This is a genomic window from Enterobacter sp. RIT418 (genome assembly GCF_003057745.1).
GTDB lineage: Bacteria > Pseudomonadota > Gammaproteobacteria > Enterobacterales > Enterobacteriaceae > Enterobacter.
Genome location: NZ_QBJD02000009.1, coordinates 48284 through 68291, shown reverse-complemented (window position 1 = coordinate 68291; position 20008 = coordinate 48284). Strand labels below are relative to the sequence as shown.

General features: G+C 61.8%; 17 protein-coding genes and 1 riboswitch. Of the genes, 13 read left to right on the top strand and 4 right to left on the bottom strand.

Annotation, left to right across the window (positions count from 1 at the left end; translation table 11 throughout):
* Positions 1-58 precede the first annotated feature (58 nt).
* Entirely contained in the window at positions 59-1054 is a 996-nt protein-coding gene (gene pgl / locus DBY73_RS12365) for a 6-phosphogluconolactonase (RefSeq protein ID WP_112011441.1), read from the top strand.
* A gap of 87 nt (positions 1055-1141) precedes the next feature.
* Here pgl and DBY73_RS12360 read toward each other — a convergent pair whose 3' ends face one another.
* The gene (locus DBY73_RS12360) at positions 1142-2425 is read right to left on the bottom strand and encodes a putative acyl-CoA thioester hydrolase (protein ID WP_112011440.1); all 1284 of its coding nucleotides are present in this window, start codon (positions 2423-2425) and stop codon (positions 1142-1144) included.
* A 224-nt stretch (positions 2426-2649) separates the two neighbouring features.
* On the opposite strand from DBY73_RS12360, the gene hutI reads away from it, so the two are divergent.
* The 5 genes from hutI (at position 2650) to hutH (ending at position 8891) form a co-directional block, all read left to right on the top strand.
* Positions 2650-3873, top strand: coding sequence for an imidazolonepropionase (gene hutI, locus DBY73_RS12355; protein WP_112011439.1), 1224 nt, complete (start codon positions 2650-2652; stop codon positions 3871-3873).
* Positions 3870-4808 (top strand): formimidoylglutamase, encoded by a 939-nt coding sequence (gene hutG / locus DBY73_RS12350; RefSeq protein WP_112011438.1) that lies wholly within the window; start codon positions 3870-3872, stop codon positions 4806-4808. Before hutI ends, hutG begins: the two co-directional genes overlap by 4 nt.
* A gap of 21 nt (positions 4809-4829) precedes the next feature.
* Positions 4830-5558: a histidine utilization repressor gene (locus DBY73_RS12345; protein ID WP_112011437.1), complete on the top strand. Its 729-nt coding sequence runs from the start codon at positions 4830-4832 to the stop codon at positions 5556-5558.
* Positions 5559-5685: 127 nt separating this feature from the next.
* The gene (gene hutU, locus DBY73_RS12340; protein WP_112011436.1) at positions 5686-7371 is read left to right on the top strand and encodes a urocanate hydratase; all 1686 of its coding nucleotides are present in this window, start codon (positions 5686-5688) and stop codon (positions 7369-7371) included.
* Positions 7371-8891, top strand: coding sequence for a histidine ammonia-lyase (hutH, locus tag DBY73_RS12335; protein WP_112011435.1), 1521 nt, complete (start codon positions 7371-7373; stop codon positions 8889-8891). The genes hutU and hutH overlap by 1 nt, the downstream gene beginning before the upstream one ends.
* A gap of 102 nt (positions 8892-8993) precedes the next feature.
* Here the strand turns inward: hutH and DBY73_RS12330 are convergent, their stop codons facing one another.
* Both DBY73_RS12330 and bioA read right to left on the bottom strand, forming a co-directional pair.
* Positions 8994-9470, bottom strand: a complete 477-nt coding sequence (locus DBY73_RS12330) for a kinase inhibitor (protein ID WP_008501131.1) — start codon at positions 9468-9470, stop codon at positions 8994-8996.
* Between the two features lie 47 nt (positions 9471-9517).
* On the bottom strand, positions 9518-10825 hold the full coding sequence (gene bioA / locus DBY73_RS12325; RefSeq protein WP_112011434.1) for an adenosylmethionine--8-amino-7-oxononanoate transaminase: 1308 nt from the start codon (positions 10823-10825) through the stop codon (positions 9518-9520).
* Between the two features lie 68 nt (positions 10826-10893).
* On the opposite strand from bioA, the gene bioB reads away from it, so the two are divergent.
* From bioB to uvrB, 5 genes are all read left to right on the top strand, one after another.
* Positions 10894-11934 (top strand): biotin synthase BioB, encoded by a 1041-nt coding sequence (bioB, locus tag DBY73_RS12320; protein ID WP_112011433.1) that lies wholly within the window; start codon positions 10894-10896, stop codon positions 11932-11934.
* Entirely contained in the window at positions 11931-13088 is a 1158-nt protein-coding gene (gene bioF / locus DBY73_RS12315; protein ID WP_112011432.1) for an 8-amino-7-oxononanoate synthase, read from the top strand. The genes bioB and bioF overlap by 4 nt, the downstream gene beginning before the upstream one ends.
* Positions 13072-13827: a malonyl-ACP O-methyltransferase BioC gene (bioC, locus tag DBY73_RS12310; RefSeq protein ID WP_112011431.1), complete on the top strand. Its 756-nt coding sequence runs from the start codon at positions 13072-13074 to the stop codon at positions 13825-13827. Before bioF ends, bioC begins: the two co-directional genes overlap by 17 nt.
* Positions 13820-14509 carry a dethiobiotin synthase gene (gene bioD, locus DBY73_RS12305; RefSeq protein WP_181573232.1) on the top strand — a complete coding sequence of 230 codons (690 nt, stop codon included), beginning with the start codon at positions 13820-13822 and terminating at the stop codon, positions 14507-14509. Before bioC ends, bioD begins: the two co-directional genes overlap by 8 nt.
* A 626-nt stretch (positions 14510-15135) precedes the next feature.
* Entirely contained in the window at positions 15136-17151 is a 2016-nt protein-coding gene (uvrB, locus tag DBY73_RS12295; RefSeq protein WP_112011428.1) for an excinuclease ABC subunit UvrB, read from the top strand.
* 73 nt (positions 17152-17224) lie between these two features.
* On the opposite strand, the gene yvcK is transcribed toward uvrB, so the two are convergent.
* Positions 17225-18133: a uridine diphosphate-N-acetylglucosamine-binding protein YvcK gene (gene yvcK / locus DBY73_RS12290; RefSeq protein WP_112011427.1), complete on the bottom strand. Its 909-nt coding sequence runs from the start codon at positions 18131-18133 to the stop codon at positions 17225-17227.
* Between the two features lie 224 nt (positions 18134-18357).
* Positions 18358-18492: riboswitch (molybdenum cofactor riboswitch) on the top strand.
* On the opposite strand from yvcK, the gene moaA reads away from it, so the two are divergent.
* Both moaA and moaB read left to right on the top strand, forming a co-directional pair.
* A complete protein-coding gene (gene moaA, locus DBY73_RS12285) occupies positions 18480-19469 on the top strand; it encodes a GTP 3',8-cyclase MoaA (protein WP_112011426.1) in 990 nt (329 codons plus the stop codon). It overlaps the preceding riboswitch by 13 nt.
* 24 nt (positions 19470-19493) lie before the next feature.
* A complete protein-coding gene (gene moaB / locus DBY73_RS12280) occupies positions 19494-20006 on the top strand; it encodes a molybdenum cofactor biosynthesis protein B (protein WP_112011425.1) in 513 nt (170 codons plus the stop codon).
* Positions 20007-20008: the final 2 nt, after the last annotated feature.

Genomic DNA, 20008 nt, shown 5'->3' with positions numbered 1-20008 from the left:
ATTCAGCATTCACCGTTAAAAATAATCACTTTCACGCGCAGTGAGGAAAGGAGTATTCATGAAACAAACCGTTTATACCGCCAGCCCTGAAAGCCAGCAGATCCACGTCTGGCGCCTGAATGCGGAAGGTTCGCTCACGCTGGTTCAGGTTGTTGATGTTCCCGGGCAGGTTCAGCCGATGGTCGTCAGCCCGGATAAACGTTTCCTGTACGTGGGGGTACGCCCGGAGTTTCGCGTGCTGGCCTATCGCATCTCCCCGGACGATGGGGCGTTGACCTACGCCGCGGAAGCGCCGCTGCCGGGTAGCCCAACCCATATCTCCACCGACCGCAAAGGCAACTTTGTCTTTAGCGGCTCCTATAACGCCGGATGCGTTAGCGTGACCCGCCTTGTCGACGGCATTCCGGTTGAGACGGTCGACGTGGTGGAAGGACTGGAAGGCTGCCACTCTGCCAATATCTCTCCGGATAACCGCACGCTGTGGGTACCCGCGCTCAAGCAGGACCGCATCTGCCTGTTTACCCTGAGCGATGACGGCCACCTGGTGGCGCAAACCCCGGCGGAAGTCACCACCGTTGAGGGCGCAGGCCCGCGCCATATGGTCTTCCATCCGAATCAGCAGTACGCCTACGTGGTGAACGAACTGAACAGCTCGGTGGACGTGTGGGAGCTGAAAGATCCTAACGGCCAGATTGAGTGCGTGCAGACGCTGGACATGATGCCGTCTGACTTCTCCGACACCCGCTGGGCGGCGGATATCCACATCACGCCGGACGGTCGCCATCTGTACACCTGCGACCGCACCTCCAGCCTGATCACCGTGTTCAGCGTCTCCGAAGACGGCAGCGTGCTGGCGGTGGAAGGCTTCCAGCCGACGGAAACCCAGCCGCGCGGCTTCAACGTCGACCACAGCGGGAAATACCTGATTGCGGCGGGGCAGAAATCCCACCACGTTGCGCTGTATGAAATTAAGGGCGCGCAGGGCCTGCTGGAAGAGAAGGGGCGCTACGCCGTCGGCCAGGGGCCAATGTGGGTGGTGGTTAACGCGCACTGAGTGGCCTAAAACAAAAAACCTCGCATTCGCGAGGTTTTTTTATGCCTGTAGGCCGGGTAAGGCGAAGCCGCCGCCCGGCAAATCAGCTTACTGCTTCGGCTCTGCAACCACTTTGCTGCCTAAACCGCGGTTGTTGTATTCCCACATGCGGTTGAAGTTAGCGTCGTTAAGGTTGCGCTGCACGTTATCTTTGTCGTCCACCGTGCCGGTGTTGCCGGAGAACGGACGCTTGGAGATAGCGGCATCTGCCCACGGTTTTGCCACGTTGAAGCCTTCGTTAATGACGCTGTCGCGAATAACGACCTGGCCGTTGGTGGCTGAGTCTACGTCCAGCGATCGGCCCAGCTGCGCCACGCCGTCACCGGCCGCGTTGAAGCGGCTATTCACGGCGAGGAAGCCGTAGAACAGGTTAGACTGCGTTGCGGGCGCGAACACGTAGCCTTCCTGCTGGGTGCGGGAGTTCACCACGCGGAAATCGGTGTTATCAAACACCACCGCGCCGCGGCCGGACACCAGGTCAACGTCGCCCTCAACGTAGCTGTTGGTGACCAGCGTGCGGGTCAGACGGTTGTTCTGCAGCGCGTTCTTCACGTCGCTGTTGGTCACGAAGAAGGTGTTTTGGCGGCCCAGAATGTTCACGTTGTTGATCTGCACCTTGTCGCCGTCGCTGCGCAGCGCCACGGCCTGATGGTTGCCCGCGTCAACGCTGTCGCCCAGGGTATTCTGGATGGTCAGGTTTTGCAGCTGCAGGCCGTTATTCTGGGACCAGAACACCGCGGAGCACATCACGCCTACCGTTGCATTACGCTTGCTCTGGCAGTTATCGAACATATACCACGCCGGCTTGCCCGGCATGTATTTGCCGGCCGGGTTCACCAGGTGACGCCAGGTATTGGCGTCGATTTCAGAATCAATCGCCAGGCCAATCTTCACGTCGACTGCTTTTTCGCCCAGGCCGTAAAGGGTAATGCTGCCCGGCGCGGCAGGAACATACACGGTGCCTTCATATTCACCCGGCAGGATCGCGATGTACTGACGCGACGCGCTGTGTTTGGTGATGGCTGCATCCACCGCCGCCTGGATAGACGTGTGCGTCACGCCCTGCGCGCCCGCCGGGCCAACCACGAAATCAGGCTGCTTCGGCAGGTTAATAGAAGAAGGGGTCCACGGCGCGGCGTTAGGATCCATCGCCGTAAAGTAGTGCGCCTGGGTGAAGTTTTTCGCTTCACCCGCGGATAAGATCGGGCGGGAAGCCGTGCCCGGTGCCGCCTGCTCGGAAGGCAGCTGGTCCGGTGGCGTTGAGCTGCATGCGGATAAGGTCGCGCCAAAGGCGAACGCCAACGCCAGACGGGAAATCCTGGAAATGTTCAAGGTAAAGCTCCTGGGTATGCAAGTCTTAACGGTATTGCCGAAATAGCCTGCTTTTTTATACTAAGTTGAGCGAAACGGGAAGATAAAAAGGGTAAAAGTTGCATTTTTCACGGGCGCGCGGGCGGAAGTCATCACAAATAAATAACATTTTCCACAAAGTCGGTTGACACCGCGCCGCAGATGAAAATAAATGTCTATACAACTCATGACAAGTGGATGGCCCGATGCAGCAGCTTCAACCCGACGACGTAGTCTGGCGTAACGCCCGGCTGGCAACGATGGACCCTGACCGGACGGGCCCCTACGGAATAATGGAAAAGTGCGCCCTCGTCGTGCGCGGCCAGCATATTGTGGCCGTCGTGCCCGAAGCGGAACTCCCCGCCGGACACCGCAGCGTCGTCGATCTTGAAGAGCGCCTGGTGACCCCAGGGCTCATCGACTGCCATACCCACCTGGTCTTTGGCGGCGATCGCGCCTCGGAGTGGGAGCAGCGCCTGAACGGCGTCTCCTATAAGACGATCAGCGAGCAGGGCGGCGGGATTAACGCCACCGTGGCCGCCACCCGCAGCAGCTCGCCTGAAGCCCTGCTCGCGCTGGCGCAGCAGCGCCTTCAGCGCCTGATGAACGAGGGCGTTACCACCATTGAAATCAAGTCGGGATACGGCCTGAACGCTGAGTCCGAAGCGAAAATGCTGCAGGTGGCGCAGCGGCTCGCGCGGGATAATCCCGTTGAGGTTAGCCCGACGCTGCTGGCCGCCCACGCCGTACCCGGTGAATACCGCCACGATCCCGACGCCTATCTGGCGCTGGTCTGCGAGGAGATCCTGCCTGCGCTCTGGCAGGCGGGCTTATTCGAGGCCGTCGACGTATTTTGCGAGAACGTAGGCTTTACCCCCGCGCAGACCGAGCGCCTGTTTCAGGCCGCTACCGCGCGGGGCATTCCGGTAAAAGGGCACGTCGAACAGCTCTCAAACCTCGGAGGCGCCGCGCTGGTGAGCCGCTTTAACGGGCTGTCGGCGGACCATATAGAGTATCTCGACGAGGCCGGCGTGCGCGCGATGGCGCAGCACGGCACGGTGGCGGTACTGCTGCCCGGCGCGTTCTATTTTCTGCAGGAGCGCCAGCGCCCGCCGGTGGAAGCGCTCAGGCAACGGGGCGTGCCGATGGCGGTTGCCACCGATTACAACCCCGGCACCAGCCCGTTTGCCAGCCTCCATCTGGCGATGAACATGGCCTGCGTGCAGTTTGGCCTGACGCCTGAGGAAGCCTGGGCAGGCGTGACCCGGCACGCCGCGCGTGCGCTGGGACGCGGGGCAACGCACGGTCAGCTCAAGAGCGGCTACGTCGCCGATTTTATCGTCTGGGACGCGCAGCATCCGGTCGAAATGGTGTATGAGCCGGGCCGCAATCCGCTGTATCAACGCGTATTTCGGGGGAGAAAAGCATGACGCTATGGCGGCCAGTTGCGGCAGAGGTCTGGCAGGGGCGCGACGACAGCGCCGAGGCCAGCACCGCAAAACGTATCTTCCAGACGATCCGACGGGCTGAGGCCTTCGCGCCCGCCTCGTCAGGCATCGCCCTGATGGGCTTTGAATGCGATGAAGGGGTATCGCGCAACCGCGGCAGGCCAGGCGCCGCGCGGGCGCCCGACGCGCTGCGCGGGGCGCTGGCGAATATGGCCAGCCATCAGGGGCACGAGCGCCTGGCGGACATGGGGACTGTTTACGTCATCAACGACGATCTGGAGGCCGCGCAGCAGGCGCTTAGCGATGCGGTAGTCGCGTGCCAGCGCTTCGGCATGCGAACCCTTATTTTTGGCGGCGGGCACGAAACCGCCTGGGCTCACGGCCGCGGCGTGCTGGACGCCTGGCCCGACGCGCGCGTGGCCATTATCAACCTCGACGCGCATCTCGACCTGCGCAAGGCCGAACGCGCCACCTCCGGCACGCCGTTTCGCCAGCTGGCGCAGCACTGCGCCGCCGCGAAGCGTGAGTTTCAGTACGCGTGCTTCGGCGTCAGCCGCGCGGCCAACACCCAGGCGCTGTGGGACGAAGCGGAGCGGCTCAACGTCACGCTGGTGGAAGACCTCTGCTTCAGGCGCGACGCGCTCGCCGCGCTGGAAAAGGTGCTGGCGCAGGCCGATCGCGTTTACCTCACGATCGATCTGGACGTGCTGCCCGCAGGCGAAATGCCCGCGGTATCCGCGCCCGCGGCGTTAGGCGTACCGGCGCTGGATTTGCTGCCCGTGATTGAGCAAATTTGTCGAAGCGGTAAACTCTCGGCGGCGGATTTGGTAGAGTTTAATCCGCACTACGACAGGGATGGACAAGGGGCGCGTCTTGCCGCTCGTTTGGCCTGGCAAATCGCTCACTGGTGGGCATAAAAATTACGTTCAGGAGTCACTATGTTTTCACGCTCACCGCAGCCCAGCCCGCCCGTGCCTTTTTACGAAAAGATTAAGCAGGCGATCGGCGAAAAAATCGCCTCCGGCACGCTTCGCCCGCACGACCGCATTCCGTCGGAAGCCGAGCTGGTGGCGCAGTTTGGCTATAGCCGGATGACAGTCAACCGCGCCCTGCGCGAGCTCACGGACGAAGGGCTGCTGGTGCGCCTGCAGGGCGTCGGCACCTTTGTCGCCGAGCCGAAGGGGCAGTCCGCGCTGTTTGAAATCCGCAGCATTGCTGACGAAATTGCCGCGCGCAACCACAGGCACCGCTGCGAGGTGCTGGTGCTGGAGGAGACGCAGGCGAGCGCCGAGCAGGCTCTGCAGCTGAACGTCAAAGAGGGCACGCGGATATTCCATTCGCTGATGATCCACTATGAGAACGACGTGCCGGTACAGATTGAGGATCGCTGCGTCAACGCCGGGCGCGTGCCGGAGTACCTTGAGCAGGATTACACCCAGACCACGCCGCACGCGTATCTCTCGCGCATCGCGCCGCTGACGGAAGGGGAGCACATCGTCGAGGCCGTAAGGGCCGCGCCGCAGGAGTGCGAATGGCTGCGCATAAAGGAGCACGATCCGTGCCTGCTGATCCGCCGCCGCACCTGGTCATCTTCGCATATCATTTCCCACGCCAGGCTGCTGTTCCCGGGCAACCGCTACCGGCTGCAGGGCCATTTCATGTCATAAGCGCTAAAAGCGTGATAGCTAACGCAATATAACAAAATTGTATCTTTTTTGTTAAATTTCGCCTTGTGTGTGGTTGTCTATACAAGTATATCTATTTGTATCATCCGTCCCCCATGAGGAGCACACAATGTCGTCAGGTAAATACCGCCAGCAGGATATTCGCGCCCCGCGCGGCACCACGCTCACCGCGAAAAGCTGGCTCACCGAAGCGCCGCTGCGCATGTTGATGAACAACCTCGATCCTGACGTGGCGGAAAATCCCCACGAACTGGTGGTTTACGGCGGTATCGGCCGCGCCGCGCGCAGCTGGGAATGCTATGACGCCATTGTTAACGCGCTGACCCATCTCGAAAACGATGAAACCCTGCTGGTGCAGTCCGGCAAGCCGGTCGGCGTCTTTAAGACCCACAAAAACGCGCCGCGCGTGCTGATCGCCAACTCCAACCTGGTGCCGCACTGGGCGACGTGGGAGCACTTCAACGAGCTGGATGCCAAAGGGCTGGCGATGTACGGCCAGATGACGGCAGGAAGCTGGATCTATATCGGCAGCCAGGGCATTGTGCAGGGCACCTACGAAACCTTCGTTGAGGCAGGCCGCCAGCACTACGGCGGCTCGCTGAAAGGGCGCTGGGTGCTGACCGCAGGCCTCGGCGGCATGGGCGGCGCGCAGCCGCTGGCCGCTACCCTGGCGGGCGCCTGCTCGCTCAATATTGAATGCCAGCAGAGCCGCATCGATTTCCGCCTGCGCACCCGCTACGTGGACGAGCAGGCGAGCGATCTGGACGACGCGCTGGCGCGGATCAAAAAATACACCGCCGAAGGCAAAGCGGTGTCGATTGCCCTGTGCGGCAACGCGGCGGACGTTCTGCCTGAGCTGGTTGCCCGCGGCGTGCGCCCGGATCTGGTCACCGACCAGACCAGCGCCCACGATCCGCTGCACGGCTACCTGCCGAAAGACTGGACGTGGGAAGCCTATCAGCAAAAAGCGGAAACCGACCCGGAGGGCACGGTGCTCGCCGCAAAACGCTCCATGGCAGAACACGTCTCCGCGATGCTGGCCTTCAGCCGGATGGGCATTCCGACCTTTGACTACGGCAACAATATTCGCCAGATGGCAAAAGAGATGGGCGTCTCCGACGCCTTTGATTTCCCCGGCTTCGTGCCTGCCTATATTCGCCCGCTGTTCTGCCGCGGCATCGGCCCGTTCCGCTGGGTTGCCCTCTCCGGCGACCCGGAAGATATCTATAAAACCGACGCGAAGGTGAAGGAAATCATCGCCGACGACGAACACCTGCACCGCTGGCTGGACATGGCCCGCGAGCGCATTAACTTCCAGGGCCTGCCGGCGCGCATCTGCTGGGTCGGGCTGGCGTGGCGCCAAAAGCTCGGTCTGGCCTTTAACGAAATGGTGCGCAGCGGTGAAGTCTCCGCGCCGATCGTCATCGGCCGCGACCACCTGGACTCCGGCTCCGTGGCCAGCCCGAACCGCGAAACCGAAGCCATGCGCGACGGCTCCGATGCGGTCTCCGACTGGCCGCTGCTCAACGCGCTGCTGAACACCGCCAGCGGCGCAACCTGGGTTTCGCTGCACCACGGCGGCGGCGTGGGGATGGGCTTCTCCCAGCATTCGGGAATGGTCATTGTCTGCGACGGAACCGACGAGGCGGCGGCGCGCATCGCCCGCGTGCTGCACAACGACCCGGCCACCGGCGTGATGCGCCACGCGGATGCGGGCTACGAGATTGCGATTGAATGTGCCGAAGAGCAGGGGTTAAACCTGCCGATGGTCCCTGCCACACAAGGAAAGCATTGATGAACGCCTTAACACTCACTCCCGGCTCGCTGACGCTCAAACAGCTGCGCGGCGTCTGGCGTCAGCCGGTTACCCTTTCGCTTGACGAAAGCGCCCATGCGGCCATTAGCGACAGCGTCGCCTGCGTAGAGGCGATCGTTGCCGAAGGGCGTACCGCCTACGGCATTAACACCGGTTTTGGCCTGCTGGCGCAGACGCGCATCGCAAACCACGACCTGGAAAATTTACAGCGTTCGCTGGTGCTGTCGCACGCGGCGGGCGTGGGACAGCCGCTGGACGATGAAATTGTCCGCCTGATGATGGTGCTCAAAATCAACAGCCTGGCGCGCGGCTTCTCGGGGATTCGCCTGAGCGTGATCGAGGCGCTGATGGCGCTGGTCAACGCGAACGTCTACCCGTGGATCCCGGCAAAAGGCTCCGTCGGCGCGTCCGGCGATCTGGCCCCGCTGGCGCATATGTCGCTCCTGCTGCTGGGTGAAGGCAAAGCGCGCTGGCAGGGGGAGTGGCTGCCCGCCAAAGAGGCGCTGCAAAAGGCGGGGTTAACGCCCATTACCCTGGCGGCGAAAGAGGGGCTGGCGCTGCTTAACGGCACCCAGGCGTCTACCGCCTTTGCGCTGCGCGGCCTGTTTGAAGCGGAAGATCTCTTTGCCTCGGCGGTGGCGTGCGGCGCGCTCACCACGGAGGCGGTGCTGGGTTCGCGGCGTCCGTTTGACGCCCGCATTCACGCGGTGCGCGGCCAGCGCGGCCAGATTGACGCGGCGGCGATGTATCGCCATCTGCTGACCGACACCAGCGAGATTGCCGAGTCTCACCATAACTGTGAGAAAGTTCAGGACCCTTACTCGCTGCGCTGCCAGCCGCAGGTGATGGGCGCATGCCTGACGCAGCTGCGCCAGGCGGCGGAGGGGCTGCTGGTCGAAGCCAACGCGGTGTCGGACAACCCGCTTGTATTCGCTCAGGAAAACGAGGTGGTATCCGGCGGTAACTTCCACGCCGAGCCGGTGGCGATGGCGGCGGATAATATCGCGCTGGCGATTGCCGAAATCGGGGCCTTATCCGAACGCCGGATCGCGCTGATGATGGACAAACATATGTCCCAGCTGCCGCCGTTCCTCGTACGCAACGGCGGCGTGAACTCCGGCTTTATGATTGCGCAGGTCACCGCAGCGGCGCTGGCGAGCGAGAATAAAGCGCTCTCCCATCCGCACAGCGTGGACAGCCTGCCGACCTCGGCCAACCAGGAGGATCACGTCTCGATGGCTCCTGCCGCCGGACGTCGCCTGTGGGAAATGGCGTCAAACACCCGCGGCGTGCTGGCGGTGGAATGGCTTGCCGCCTGTCAGGGGATCGACCTGCGCGAGGGGCTAAAATCCAGCCCGCTGCTGGAGCAGGCGCGTCAGGCGCTGCGCGAGCACGTTGCGCACTACGACGACGACCGCTTCTTTGCGCCGGATATTGATAAGGCGATGCAGCTTCTGGAAGAGGGAAGGCTGGTGGGATTAATGCCTTCCGTGCTGTGATTTTCCCCTCACCCCAGCCCTCTCCCCATAGGGGAGAGGGTGTTGAAGTCCCCTCTCCCCTATGGGGAGAGGGTTAGGGTGAGGGGCCATCAGCCCGCACTGTTACGAATACATCGCCGTAATCGACGCGCTGCCCAACGAGTGGAAATGCACGTTAAACCCGACCATCGCGCCGCTCGCGCCTTCGTCTACCTCAATCTTCTCTACGTCCAGCGCGTGAACCGTGAAGATATAGCGGTGCGTTTCGCCCTTCGGCGGCGCGGCGCCGCCGTAGCCCGCTTTGCCAAAGTCGGTGCGGGTCTGAATCGCGCCCTCCGGCAGGGCAACCAGGTCAGAGCCTGAACCCTGCGGCAGCACGCGCGTGTCGGCGGGAAGGTTGGCAACGATCCAGTGCCACCAGCCGGAGCCGGTCGGCGCGTCCGGGTCGTAGCAGGTCACCACGAAGCTTTTGGTTCCGGCCGGCACCTCATCCCACGCCAGGTGCGGGGAAATATTATCGCCCTGATAGCCCATGCCGTTGAAAACGTGGCGTTCCGGCAGTTTCTCCCCGTCGCGCAGATCTTTACTGATGATTTTCATACGGTTTACCTCGTTAATCGCTCGTTCACGAAGTGTAACGCATCGGGTTAGATCGTGTAATGCGCGGGAATGTTAACGGCTGTAACGACCGCGGCCGTCAATTTACGCAGCTGCTCCGGGGTAATCACATACGGCGGCATCAGGTAAATCAGCCTGCCGAAAGGACGCACCCATACGCCCTGCTCGACGAAGAAGCGCTGCAGGGCCGCCATGTTTACCGGCCGGTGCGTCTCAATCACGCCAATGGCGCCCAGCACGCGCACGTCCGCAACGTGCTCAGAATCGGCGGCTGCGCGCAGCTCATCCTTCAGCTGCGCCTCAATGGACGCGACCTGCGCCCGCCACTCGCCGCTCTCGAGAATGGCGAGGCTTTCGCTGGCGACCGCGCAGGCCAGCGGGTTGCCCATAAACGTTGGTCCGTGCATAAAGCAGCCCGCCTCGCCGTTGCTGATGGTATCGGCCACGCTGCGCGTGGCGAGCGTGGCGGAGAGCGTCATGGTGCCGCCGGTCAGCGCTTTTCCGAGGCACAGAATATCCGGCAAAATCCCCGCGTGCTCGCAGGCAAACAGCCTGCCGGTGCGGCCAAACCCGGTCGCGATCTCATCGGCAATCAGCAGAATCCCCTCGCGGTCGCACATCCTGCGGATGCGCCTGAGCCACTCCGGATGATACATGCGCATGCCGCCCGCGCCCTGCACGATCGGCTCCAGAATCACGGCCGCAATCTCGTGGCGATGCGCCGCCATCAGCCGCGCGAAGCCGACCATGTCCGCCTCGTCCCATTCGCCGTCGAAGCGGCTCTGCGGCGCGGGGGCAAACAGATTATCCGGCAGGTAGCCCTTCCACAGGCTGTGCATGGAGTTGTCCGGATCGCAGACCGACATCGCGCCGAAGGTATCGCCGTGGTAGCCGTTGCGGAAGGTGAGGAACCGCTGGCGGGTCTCGCCCTTGGCGTGCCAGTACTGCAACGCCATTTTCATCGCCACCTCAACGGCAACGGAGCCGGAGTCGGCGAGGAACACGCACTCCAGCGCGTCCGGCGTCATCGCCACCAGGCGGCGGCACAGGTCTATGGCGGGCTGATGGGTAATGCCGCCAAACATCACGTGCGACATCTGGTCAATCTGCGCCTTCATCGCCGCGTTCAGCCGCGGGTGGTTGTACCCGTGAATCGCGGCCCACCAGGAGGACATCCCGTCGACGAGCCGCTCGCCGCTGGCGAGATGCAGCTCGCAGCCGCGCGCGGAGGCGACCGGATAGACGGGCAGAGGGCGAGTGGTGGAGGTGTAGGGGTGCCAGATATGCTGCGTGTCGAAGGCGAGATCGTCCTGGGTCATAATCGACTTGTAAACCATTTTGAAAAGTTTTAGGTTTACGAGTATAAACCGAACCGACAATTAACAAAACCCTTTGGAGAAGCCCAATGGCTCACCACGCACGCTGGACGATGTCGCAAGTCACTGAATTATTCAATAAACCGTTCCTGGAGCTGATGTTCGAAGCGCAGCAGGTCCACCGTCAGCACTTCGATCCTCGCCATGTGCAGGTCAGCACGCTGCTGTCGATCAAGACCGGCGCCTGCCCGGAAGACTGCAAATATTGCCCGCAAAGCGCGCGCTACAAAACCGGCCTCGAATCCGAGCGCCTGATGGAAGTGGAGCAGGTGCTCGACTCGGCGCGAAAAGCGAAGAACGCCGGTTCGACCCGCTTCTGCATGGGGGCGGCGTGGAAAAACCCGCACGACCGCGACATGCCGTACCTCGAGCAGATGGTGAAGGGCGTGAAGGAGATGGGGCTTGAGGCCTGCATGACGCTCGGCACGCTGAACGACGAACAGGCGCAGCGCCTCTCCGCGGCCGGGCTGGACTACTACAACCACAACCTCGACACCTCGCCGGAGTTTTACGGCAACATCATCACCACGCGCACCTATCAGGAGCGCCTGGACACCCTCGACAAGGTGCGCGACGCGGGCATCAAGGTCTGCTCCGGCGGCATCGTGGGGCTGGGCGAAACGGTAAAAGACCGCGCGGGCCTGCTGCTCCAGCTGGCCAACCTGCCGACGCCGCCGGAAAGCGTGCCGATCAACATGCTGGTGAAGGTGAAAGGCACGCCGCTGGCGGATAACGACAACGTGGACGCGTTTGATTTTATCCGCACCATCGCCGTGGCGCGCATCATGATGCCAACCTCGTACGTGCGCCTCTCCGCGGGCCGCGAGCAGATGAGCGAGCAGACCCAGGCGATGTGCTTTATGGCGGGGGCAAACTCCATTTTCTACGGCTGCAAGCTGCTGACCACGCCAAACCCGGAAGAGGATAAAGACGTTCAGCTGTTCCGCAAGCTGGGGCTGAACCCGCACCAGACCGAGGTGCTGACCGGCGACAACGAACAGCAGCAGCAGCTTGAGCAGCAAATTTTCAACGCCGACACCGAACAGTTCTACAACGCGGCAGCGCTATGACCTGGCAGGCGCGAATCGACGCCGCCCTGAACGCGCGCCGGGCGGCCGACGCGTTCCGCACGCGCAGCGCGGTGGAAAGCGGCGCGGGCCGTTTTCTGGTGCGTGAGGGCAGGCGGTACTGCAATTTCTCCAGCAATGACTACCTGGGCCTCAGCCAGCATCCGCAGATTATCCGCGCCTGGCAGCAGGGGGCCGAGCGCTATGGCGTGGGCAGCGGCGGCTCCGGCCACGTCAGCGGCTACACCACCGCGCACCGGGCGCTCGAGGAGCAGCTTGCCGACTGGCTGGGCTACCCGCGCGCGCTGCTGTTTATCTCCGGCTTCGCCGCCAACCAGGCGGTGATTGCCGCGCTGATGGACAAAGACGACCGCATCGTCGCAGACCGCCTGAGCCATGCGTCTCTGCTCGAAGCGGCAAGCCTTAGCCCGGCGCAGCTGCGCCGGTTTGCGCACAACGACGACGCGCAGATGCGCACCCTGCTGGCGAAGCCCTGCGCCGGACTCCGGCTGGCGGTGACGGAAGGGGTGTTCAGCATGGACGGCGACTGCGCGCCGCTCGAGGCTCTTCACGCCGCCGCCCGGCAGCATCACGCCTGGCTGATGGTGGACGATGCCCACGGGATCGGCGTCGTGGGGGAAGAAGGCCGCGGCAGCGCCTGGCAGCAAAAGGTGAAGCCGGAGCTGCTGGTCGTCACGTTCGGCAAAGGCGTTGGCGTCAGCGGCGCGGCGGTGCTGTGCAGCGAGCCGGTGGCCGACTACCTGCTGCAGTTTGCCCGCCACCTGATCTACAGCACCAGCATGCCGCCCGCGCAGGCCGTGGCGCTTTCCGCGTCGGTGAACGTGATCCGCAGCGCCGAGGGCGAGGAGCGCCGTCTGCGCCTTGCCGACCGCATTCGCCGCTTTCGCCAGGGAGCACAGGCGCTGGCGCTGCAGGTCACTGATTCTCAGAGCGCCATTCAGCCCGTTATCGTCGGCGAAAACGATCGGGCGCTGGCGCTGGCGCAAACCCTGCGCGACGGCGGGATGTGGGCGACCGCTATCCGCCCGCCCACCGTGCCGTCGGGCACCGCGCGCCTGCGCCTGACGCTGACGGCGACGCACGAGGCGCAGGACATCGATGCCCTGCTGGAGGTGCTGCATGTCATCCGTCAATAAGCAGGCGATCGCCGCGGCGTTTGGCCGGGCCGCGCAGAGCTATTCGCAGCACGACGCGCTGCAGCGCCAGAGCGCGCAGGGGCTTATCGCGGCGCTGGGGGAAGGGCATTTTTCTGAGGTGCTGGACGCGGGCTGCGGGCCGGGGAGCAACAGCCGCTACTGGCGCGCGGCGGGAAGCCGGGTCACGGCCATCGATCTCTCCGAGCAGATGCTCGACGAGGCGCGCCAGCAGCAGTCGGCGGACCGCTATCTGGCGGCCGATATCGAAGCCATTCCGCTGGCGGACGCGCAGTTTGATTTGGTCTGGAGCCATCTGGCGGTGCAGTGGTGCAGCAGCCTGCCGCAGGCGCTGGGCGAGCTGTATCGCGTCGCGCGTCCGGGCGGGAAGGTGGCCTTCACCACGCTTCTTGAGAGCTCGCTTCCGGAGCTAAACGAGGCGTGGCGGACCGTAGACGGGCGCGAGCACGCGAACCGGTTTTTATCGCACGAGAGTGTGGTGCAGGCGCTGGCAGGCCGACGCTATCGCGCCGAGGTGCAGACCATCACGCTCGACTTTAGCGACCCCCTGAGCGCCATGCGCTCACTGAAGGGCATCGGCGCCACGCACCTGCACGCCGGGCGGGCGCCAAAGCCGCTCACCCGCGGGCAGCTGCAGCGGCTTGAGCTGGCGTGGCCGCAGCGGGGGGGCAGCTTCCCGCTCTCTTATCAACTTTTTCATGGGATTATTGAACGTGACTGAACGCTATTTTGTCACCGGCACCGATACGGAAGTGGGCAAAACGGTTGCCAGCGCCGCGCTGCTGCAGGCGGCGCGTCTTCTTGGACGTACGACCGCAGGGTATAAGCCCGTCGCCTCCGGCAGCGAGATGACGCCCGAGGGGCTGCGCAATACCGACGCGCTGGCCCTGCAGCGCAACAGCAGCGTCGGGCTGGACTACGCGGCGGTAAATCCGTACACCTTCGCGGAGCCGACCTCGCCGCACATCGTTAGCGCCGACGAAGGCCGGCCGATTGATTTCGCCGTCATGTCTGCGGGCCTGCGCGCGCTTGAGGCTCGCGCGGAGTGGGTGCTGGTGGAAGGGGCCGGGGGCTGGTTCACGCCGCTCTCGGAGGCGCAGACCTTTGCCGACTGGGTGCAGTCAGAGCGGCTTCCGGTCATTCTGGTGGTAGGCGTGAAGCTGGGCTGTATTAACCACGCGATGCTAACCGCGCAGGCGATTCAGCAGGCCGGCTTAACGCTGGCGGGCTGGGTCGCCAACGACGTCGTGCCGCCCGGCAGGCGCCATCAGGAATATCTCGAGACCCTGAACCGGGTTCTGCCCGCGCCGTGCCTGGGCGAAATCCCGTGGCTTGCCGACGGCGCGGAGGAGGCGGAAACCGGTCGCTATCTTGACCTCAGCCCGCTGCCGTCTGCACGATAAGCGCTGTTCGCGATAACGTGGCCTCGGGTCACGTTATTCCCCTTTGCCTGACGTTCGGATCGCGGAGTTGTGAGTAAGATCTCACCGGCGGGTTATGAATGAAATGGCTAATCATCATCAAAAAAGAGTGATAAAAATTTTTTAGCGCCGCTTCGTGGGAAAAACCGGGAATTTGCCGAGCACCGCGCCATACGGGCTGGAAGCAGTTATCCACTATTCCTGTGGATAACCATGTGCATTAGAGTTAGAAAACACGCGAGAAGCGAGAGAATACGCGGCCTTCACGCAAATTGGTGCGAAACGCGGCTTTGTTAAATATCTCTTAAATTTCAATTTGTTGAATAAAAGCAATTGCCCTGATGAAAGGCGCTTCAACGGACATAAAACTTTCATTACCTGTCTTGACAAATGTTAAAAAAGGAAATGTTTTGGGGATAACCCATCAATGCCGGTGTTTTATGTTGCCGCAGCTGAAATTTCAATCAGGAACACGCTAGCCGGGCCAGTGCTACGCTAAATATCCTTACACGCCACTGGTTTTTTATCCAGTGTTTTTTACTGGCATTCCTGGCAACAACGAGTAAAATTAGTCGTCTGCCGCTTACTACGTCATCAGGTTGTTGCCCATGAGTAAACCGTTCAAATTGAATTCCGCTTTCCGCCCTTCAGGCGATCAGCCTGAGGCGATTCGTCGTCTGGAAGAGGGGCTGGAAGATGGGCTGGCGCATCAGACCCTGCTGGGGGTGACCGGCTCGGGTAAAACGTTTACCGTCGCGAACGTGATTGCCGATCTGCAACGCCCGACGATGGTGCTGGCCCCCAACAAAACCCTGGCGGCACAGCTTTACGGTGAGATGAAAGAGTTCTTCCCGGAAAACGCGGTGGAGTATTTCGTCTCTTACTACGATTACTACCAGCCTGAAGCCTACGTCCCAAGCTCTGACACCTTTATCGAAAAAGACGCCTCGGTGAACGAACACATCGAGCAGATGCGCCTGTCGGCGACCAAGGCGCTGCTGGAACGTCGTGACGTGGTTGTGGTGGCTTCGGTGTCGGCTATCTACGGCCTGGGCGATCCGGATCTGTACCTGAAGATGATGCTGCACCTGACCCAGGGGATGATCATCGATCAGCGCGCCATCGTGCGTCGTCTGGCCGAGCTGCAGTACGCCCGTAACGATCAGGCCTTCCAGCGCGGCACGTTCCGCGTGCGCGGCGAGGTGATCGACATCTTCCCGGCGGAGTCGGACGATATGGCGCTGCGCGTCGAGCTGTTTGACGAGGAGGTTGAGCGGCTCTCGCTGTTCGACCCGCTGACGGGGCATATCGAGTCCGTGATCCAGCGCTTTACCATCTACCCCAAAACGCACTACGTGACGCCGCGCGAGCGTATCGTGCAGGCGATGGAAGAGATTAAGGTTGAGCTGGCTGACCGCCGTAAGGTGCTGCTGGCGAACAACAAGCTGCTTGAAGAGCAGCGCCTGACCCAGCGTACCCAGTTCGATCTGGAGATGATGAACGAGCTGGGCTACTGCTCCGGCATTGAAAACTACTCGCGCTATCTGTCAGGCCGCGGGCCGGGCGAAGCGCCGCCGACGCTGTTTGACTACCTCCCGGCCGACGGCCTGCTGGTGATTGATGAATCCCACGTGACGATCCCGCAGATAGGCGGCATGTACCGCGGCGACCGCGCGCGTAAAGAGACGCTGGTGGAGTACGGCTTCCGCCTGCCGTCGGCGCTGGACAACCGTCCGATGAAGTTTGAAGAGTTTGAGGCGCTCGCGCCGCAGACGATCTACGTTTCGGCTACGCCGGGCAACTACGAGCTGGAGAAATCCGGCGACGAGGTGGTGGATCAGGTTGTGCGCCCAACGGGGCTGCTCGATCCGATTATCGAGGTGCGGCCGGTGGCCACCCAGGTGGACGATCTGCTTTCAGAGATCCGCGCCCGCTCCGCCATCAACGAGCGCGTGCTGGTCACTACGCTAACCAAACGCATGGCGGAAGATCTGACCGAATATCTGGAAGAGCACGGCGAGAAGGTGCGCTACCTGCACTCGGACATCGACACCGTCGAGCGCATGGAGATTATCCGCGATCTGCGCCTCGGCGAGTTTGACGTGCTGGTCGGCATCAACCTGCTGCGAGAAGGCCTGGACATGCCGGAAGTCTCGCTGGTGGCGATTCTGGACGCCGACAAAGAGGGCTTCCTGCGCTCCGAGCGCTCGCTGATTCAGACCATCGGCCGCGCCGCGCGTAACGTGAACGGCAAGGCGATTCTGTACGGCGATAAAATCACGCCGTCGATGGCGAAAGCGATCGGCGAGACGGAGCGCCGCCGCGAGAAGCAGCAGCGCTACAACGAAGAGCACGGCATTACGCCGCAGGGCCTGAACAAGAAGGTGGTGGACATTCTGGCGCTGGGTCAAAACATCGCGAAGACCAAGGCGAAAGGGCGCGGCAAGGCGCGTTCGGTGGTGGAAGAGGATACCGTCGTACTGACGCCGAAGGCGCTGCAGCAGAAAATCCACGAGCTGGAAGGACAGATGATGCAGCACGCGCAGAACCTGGAGTTCGAAGAGGCGGCGCAAATCCGCGACCAGCTGCATCAGCTGCGGGATCTTTTCATCGCCGCATCTTAGATAAAGCGGCGTGTTTTCTCCCTCTCCCTGTGGGAGAGGGCCGGGGTGAGGGCATCACGCCGCACAATCAAACCTAACCCAGCGCCTGCACCGCCTTCTCCAGCGCCTCGCGCAGAAGGTGTCTGTCATGACGATACTTAATATCGCTCGCTTCCAGCGGCTCCTGGACCACCACGCGGCCTTCCATGCCGGAGATATCAACGTTTGGCCCCACCACGACGCCGTCGATAATCTTCTTACCCACGTAATGCTCCATGAGCGCCAGCTTATCCACCAGCGTCAGGCTGGCGGCCGCAGGGCTCAGCTCGCGCCCCAGGTTGCCTACGTAGACCATGGGCGCAGGCGTTCTGCGCAGGGCCTGCGCCAGCTCTTTGATCAGCAGGAGCGGCATCAGGCTGGTGTAAAAACTGCCCGGTCCGATCAGGATCAAATCCGCTTCGCTTATTGCCTCTACCGCCTCGCGCGTGGCGGGTACGCTCGGGTAGGTCATTAGCTCTTTCGGCGGGTGAATCAGCTGGTCGATATTGACCTCGCCATAAACTTCATGGCCTTCAACGTCGATGGCCATCAAATCCACCGGTTGTTCCGACATCGGGATCAGAAACGCGTCCACCTTGAGCAGGTTACGGATTAAATTGATCGCTTCCAGGGGCCGCACGCTTAGGTGGTCCAGCGCCTTTAACATCAAATTTCCGAGGTTATGCCCGGAAAGTTCGCCGTTACCGCCAAAACGATACTCAAACATGGCGGATGCAACGCTCGGCTCGGTGATAAGCTGGTTAAGACAGTTTCGCGTATCGCCCCAGGCAATCCCGCCTTCCGCGCGTCGAATCCGTCCCGTCGAGCCGCCGTTGTCCGTGGTAGTCACGATGCCCGTTAGCCGGGAGCCCAGCGAGGACAATGAGGACATGACGCGCCCCAGCCCGTGGCCTCCGCCGAGAGCGACAACGCGGTCAAGATCCGCCAATGTGCGATTGCGCATATACATTCCTTATGAGATTTATCCGCGTAACAGTAACCTAACTACCCCTAAAAGACGATGCTTCACCCGCTCGCGAATGATGTATATCAATGCGAAAGTGCTGGTTTTACGTATTCTATAGCGAAAATGCACAATCGTGCCGCTATATATAAAGATATATAGCGTAAAGCGAAAATGGCGAACTGATGATTTAAGCGCTACTATCGCCTTAACCTGTTTTCATTATTGAAAACCTACACTCTAGCCTTTGCGCCTGTGTCGGAAGATATGGCGCTCTGGCCGTGGCGGATCTGCCACCAGGGTACAGAAAGAAATGACTGTGCCTCCCGTATCTGGAAAGGTGTACATGGCTTCACAACTCACTGATGCTTTCGCGCGCAAGTTTTACTACCTGCGTCTGTCGATTACCGACGTATGCAACTTTCGTTGCACCTACTGCCTGCCTGACGGCTACAAGCCGGGCAGCGTCACCAATAACGGCTTTCTTTCCGTCGATGAGGTGCGCCGCGTCACGCGCGCCTTCGCTGAGCTCGGCACGGAAAAAGTCCGTCTGACCGGTGGTGAACCTTCTCTTCGTCGAGATTTTCCCGACATCATCGCTGCCGTGCGTGAAAACGCGCGTATCCGCCAGATCGCCGTCACCACTAACGGCTATCGCATGGCGCGTGACGTGGCGAGCTGGCGCGACGCGGGGCTAACCGCGATTAACGTCAGCGTGGATAGTCTCGACGCGCGCCAGTTCCACGCCATAACCGGCCAGGACAAATTCCAGCAGGTGATGGACGGCATCGACGCGGCGTTTGAGGCGGGCTTCGAAAAAGTCAAAGTCAACACGGTGCTGATGCGCGACGTTAACCATCACCAGCTGGACACCTTCCTGGCGTGGATCAAGCCGCGCCGCATTCAGCTGCGTTTTATTGAGCTGATGGAGACCGGCGAGGGCAGCGAACTGTTCCGCCGCCATCATATCTCCGGCATGGTGCTGCGCGACGAGCTGCTCAAGCGCGGCTGGATACACCAGATTCGCCAGCGCAGCGACGGCCCGGCCCAGGTCTTTTGTCACCCGGATTACGAAGGGGAAATCGGGCTGATTATGCCCTATGAGAAAGACTTCTGCGCCAGCTGCAACCGCCTGCGCGTCTCCTCCGTCGGCAAGCTGCACCTTTGCCTGTTCGGCGACGGCGGCGTGGATCTACGCGATCTGCTGGAACACGACGCCCAGCAGGAGGCGCTTGAAGCGCGCATTTCCGAGGCGCTGACGCACAAAAAGCAGACCCACTTCCTGCATCAGGGCGACACCGGCATTACGCAAAATCTGTCATACATTGGCGGGTAAACAGCTTTAAAAAGGAACCAGAAGATGAGTCAGGTAAGCGCAGAATTTATCCCGACACGCATTGCTATTCTTACCGTTTCCGAGCGCCGCGGCGAAGAGGATGACACCTCCGGCCACTGGCTGCGCGACGCGGCGCACGACGCCGGACACCACGTTGTTGATAAAGCCATCGTGAAAGAGAACCGCTACGCCATTCGCGCCCGGGTATCCCAGTGGATCGCCAGCGACGAGGTGCAGGTGGTGCTGATCATCGGCGGCACCGGCTTTACCGCAGGCGATCAGGCTCCCGAGGCGCTGATCCCGCTGTTCGATCGCGAGGTCGAAGGCTTTGGTGAAGTCTTTCGCATGCTGTCGTTCGAAGAGATTGGCACCTCCACGCTGCAGTCGCGCGCCGTGGCGGGCGTGGCAAACGGCACGCTGATATTCGCCATGCCCGGCTCGACTAAGGCCTGCCGCACCGCGTGGGAAAATATCATCGCCCCGCAGCTTGATGCCCGCACCCGTCCGTGTAATTTCCATCCCCATTTGAAGAAGTAAGC

Bases quoted from the DNA above. Each gene is read 5' to 3' on its own strand.
- pgl (WP_112011441.1), top strand. From the start codon at position 59: ATGAAACAAACCGTTTATACCGCCAGCCCTGAAAGCCAGCAGATCCAC.
- hutI (WP_112011439.1), top strand. From the start codon at position 2,650: ATGCAGCAGCTTCAACCCGACGACGTAGTCTGGCGTAACGCCCGGCTG.
- hutG (WP_112011438.1), top strand. From the start codon at position 3,870: ATGACGCTATGGCGGCCAGTTGCGGCAGAGGTCTGGCAGGGGCGCGAC.
- DBY73_RS12345 (WP_112011437.1), top strand. From the start codon at position 4,830: ATGTTTTCACGCTCACCGCAGCCCAGCCCGCCCGTGCCTTTTTACGAA.
- hutU (WP_112011436.1), top strand. From the start codon at position 5,686: ATGTCGTCAGGTAAATACCGCCAGCAGGATATTCGCGCCCCGCGCGGC.
- hutH (WP_112011435.1), top strand. From the start codon at position 7,371: ATGAACGCCTTAACACTCACTCCCGGCTCGCTGACGCTCAAACAGCTG.
- DBY73_RS12330 (WP_008501131.1), bottom strand. From the start codon at position 9,470: ATGAAAATCATCAGTAAAGATCTGCGCGACGGGGAGAAACTGCCGGAA.
- bioA (WP_112011434.1), bottom strand. From the start codon at position 10,825: ATGGTTTACAAGTCGATTATGACCCAGGACGATCTCGCCTTCGACACG.
- bioB (WP_112011433.1), top strand. From the start codon at position 10,894: ATGGCTCACCACGCACGCTGGACGATGTCGCAAGTCACTGAATTATTC.
- bioF (WP_112011432.1), top strand. From the start codon at position 11,931: ATGACCTGGCAGGCGCGAATCGACGCCGCCCTGAACGCGCGCCGGGCG.
- bioC (WP_112011431.1), top strand. From the start codon at position 13,072: ATGTCATCCGTCAATAAGCAGGCGATCGCCGCGGCGTTTGGCCGGGCC.
- uvrB (WP_112011428.1), top strand. From the start codon at position 15,136: ATGAGTAAACCGTTCAAATTGAATTCCGCTTTCCGCCCTTCAGGCGAT.
- yvcK (WP_112011427.1), bottom strand. From the start codon at position 18,133: ATGCGCAATCGCACATTGGCGGATCTTGACCGCGTTGTCGCTCTCGGC.
- moaA (WP_112011426.1), top strand. From the start codon at position 18,480: ATGGCTTCACAACTCACTGATGCTTTCGCGCGCAAGTTTTACTACCTG.
- moaB (WP_112011425.1), top strand. From the start codon at position 19,494: ATGAGTCAGGTAAGCGCAGAATTTATCCCGACACGCATTGCTATTCTT.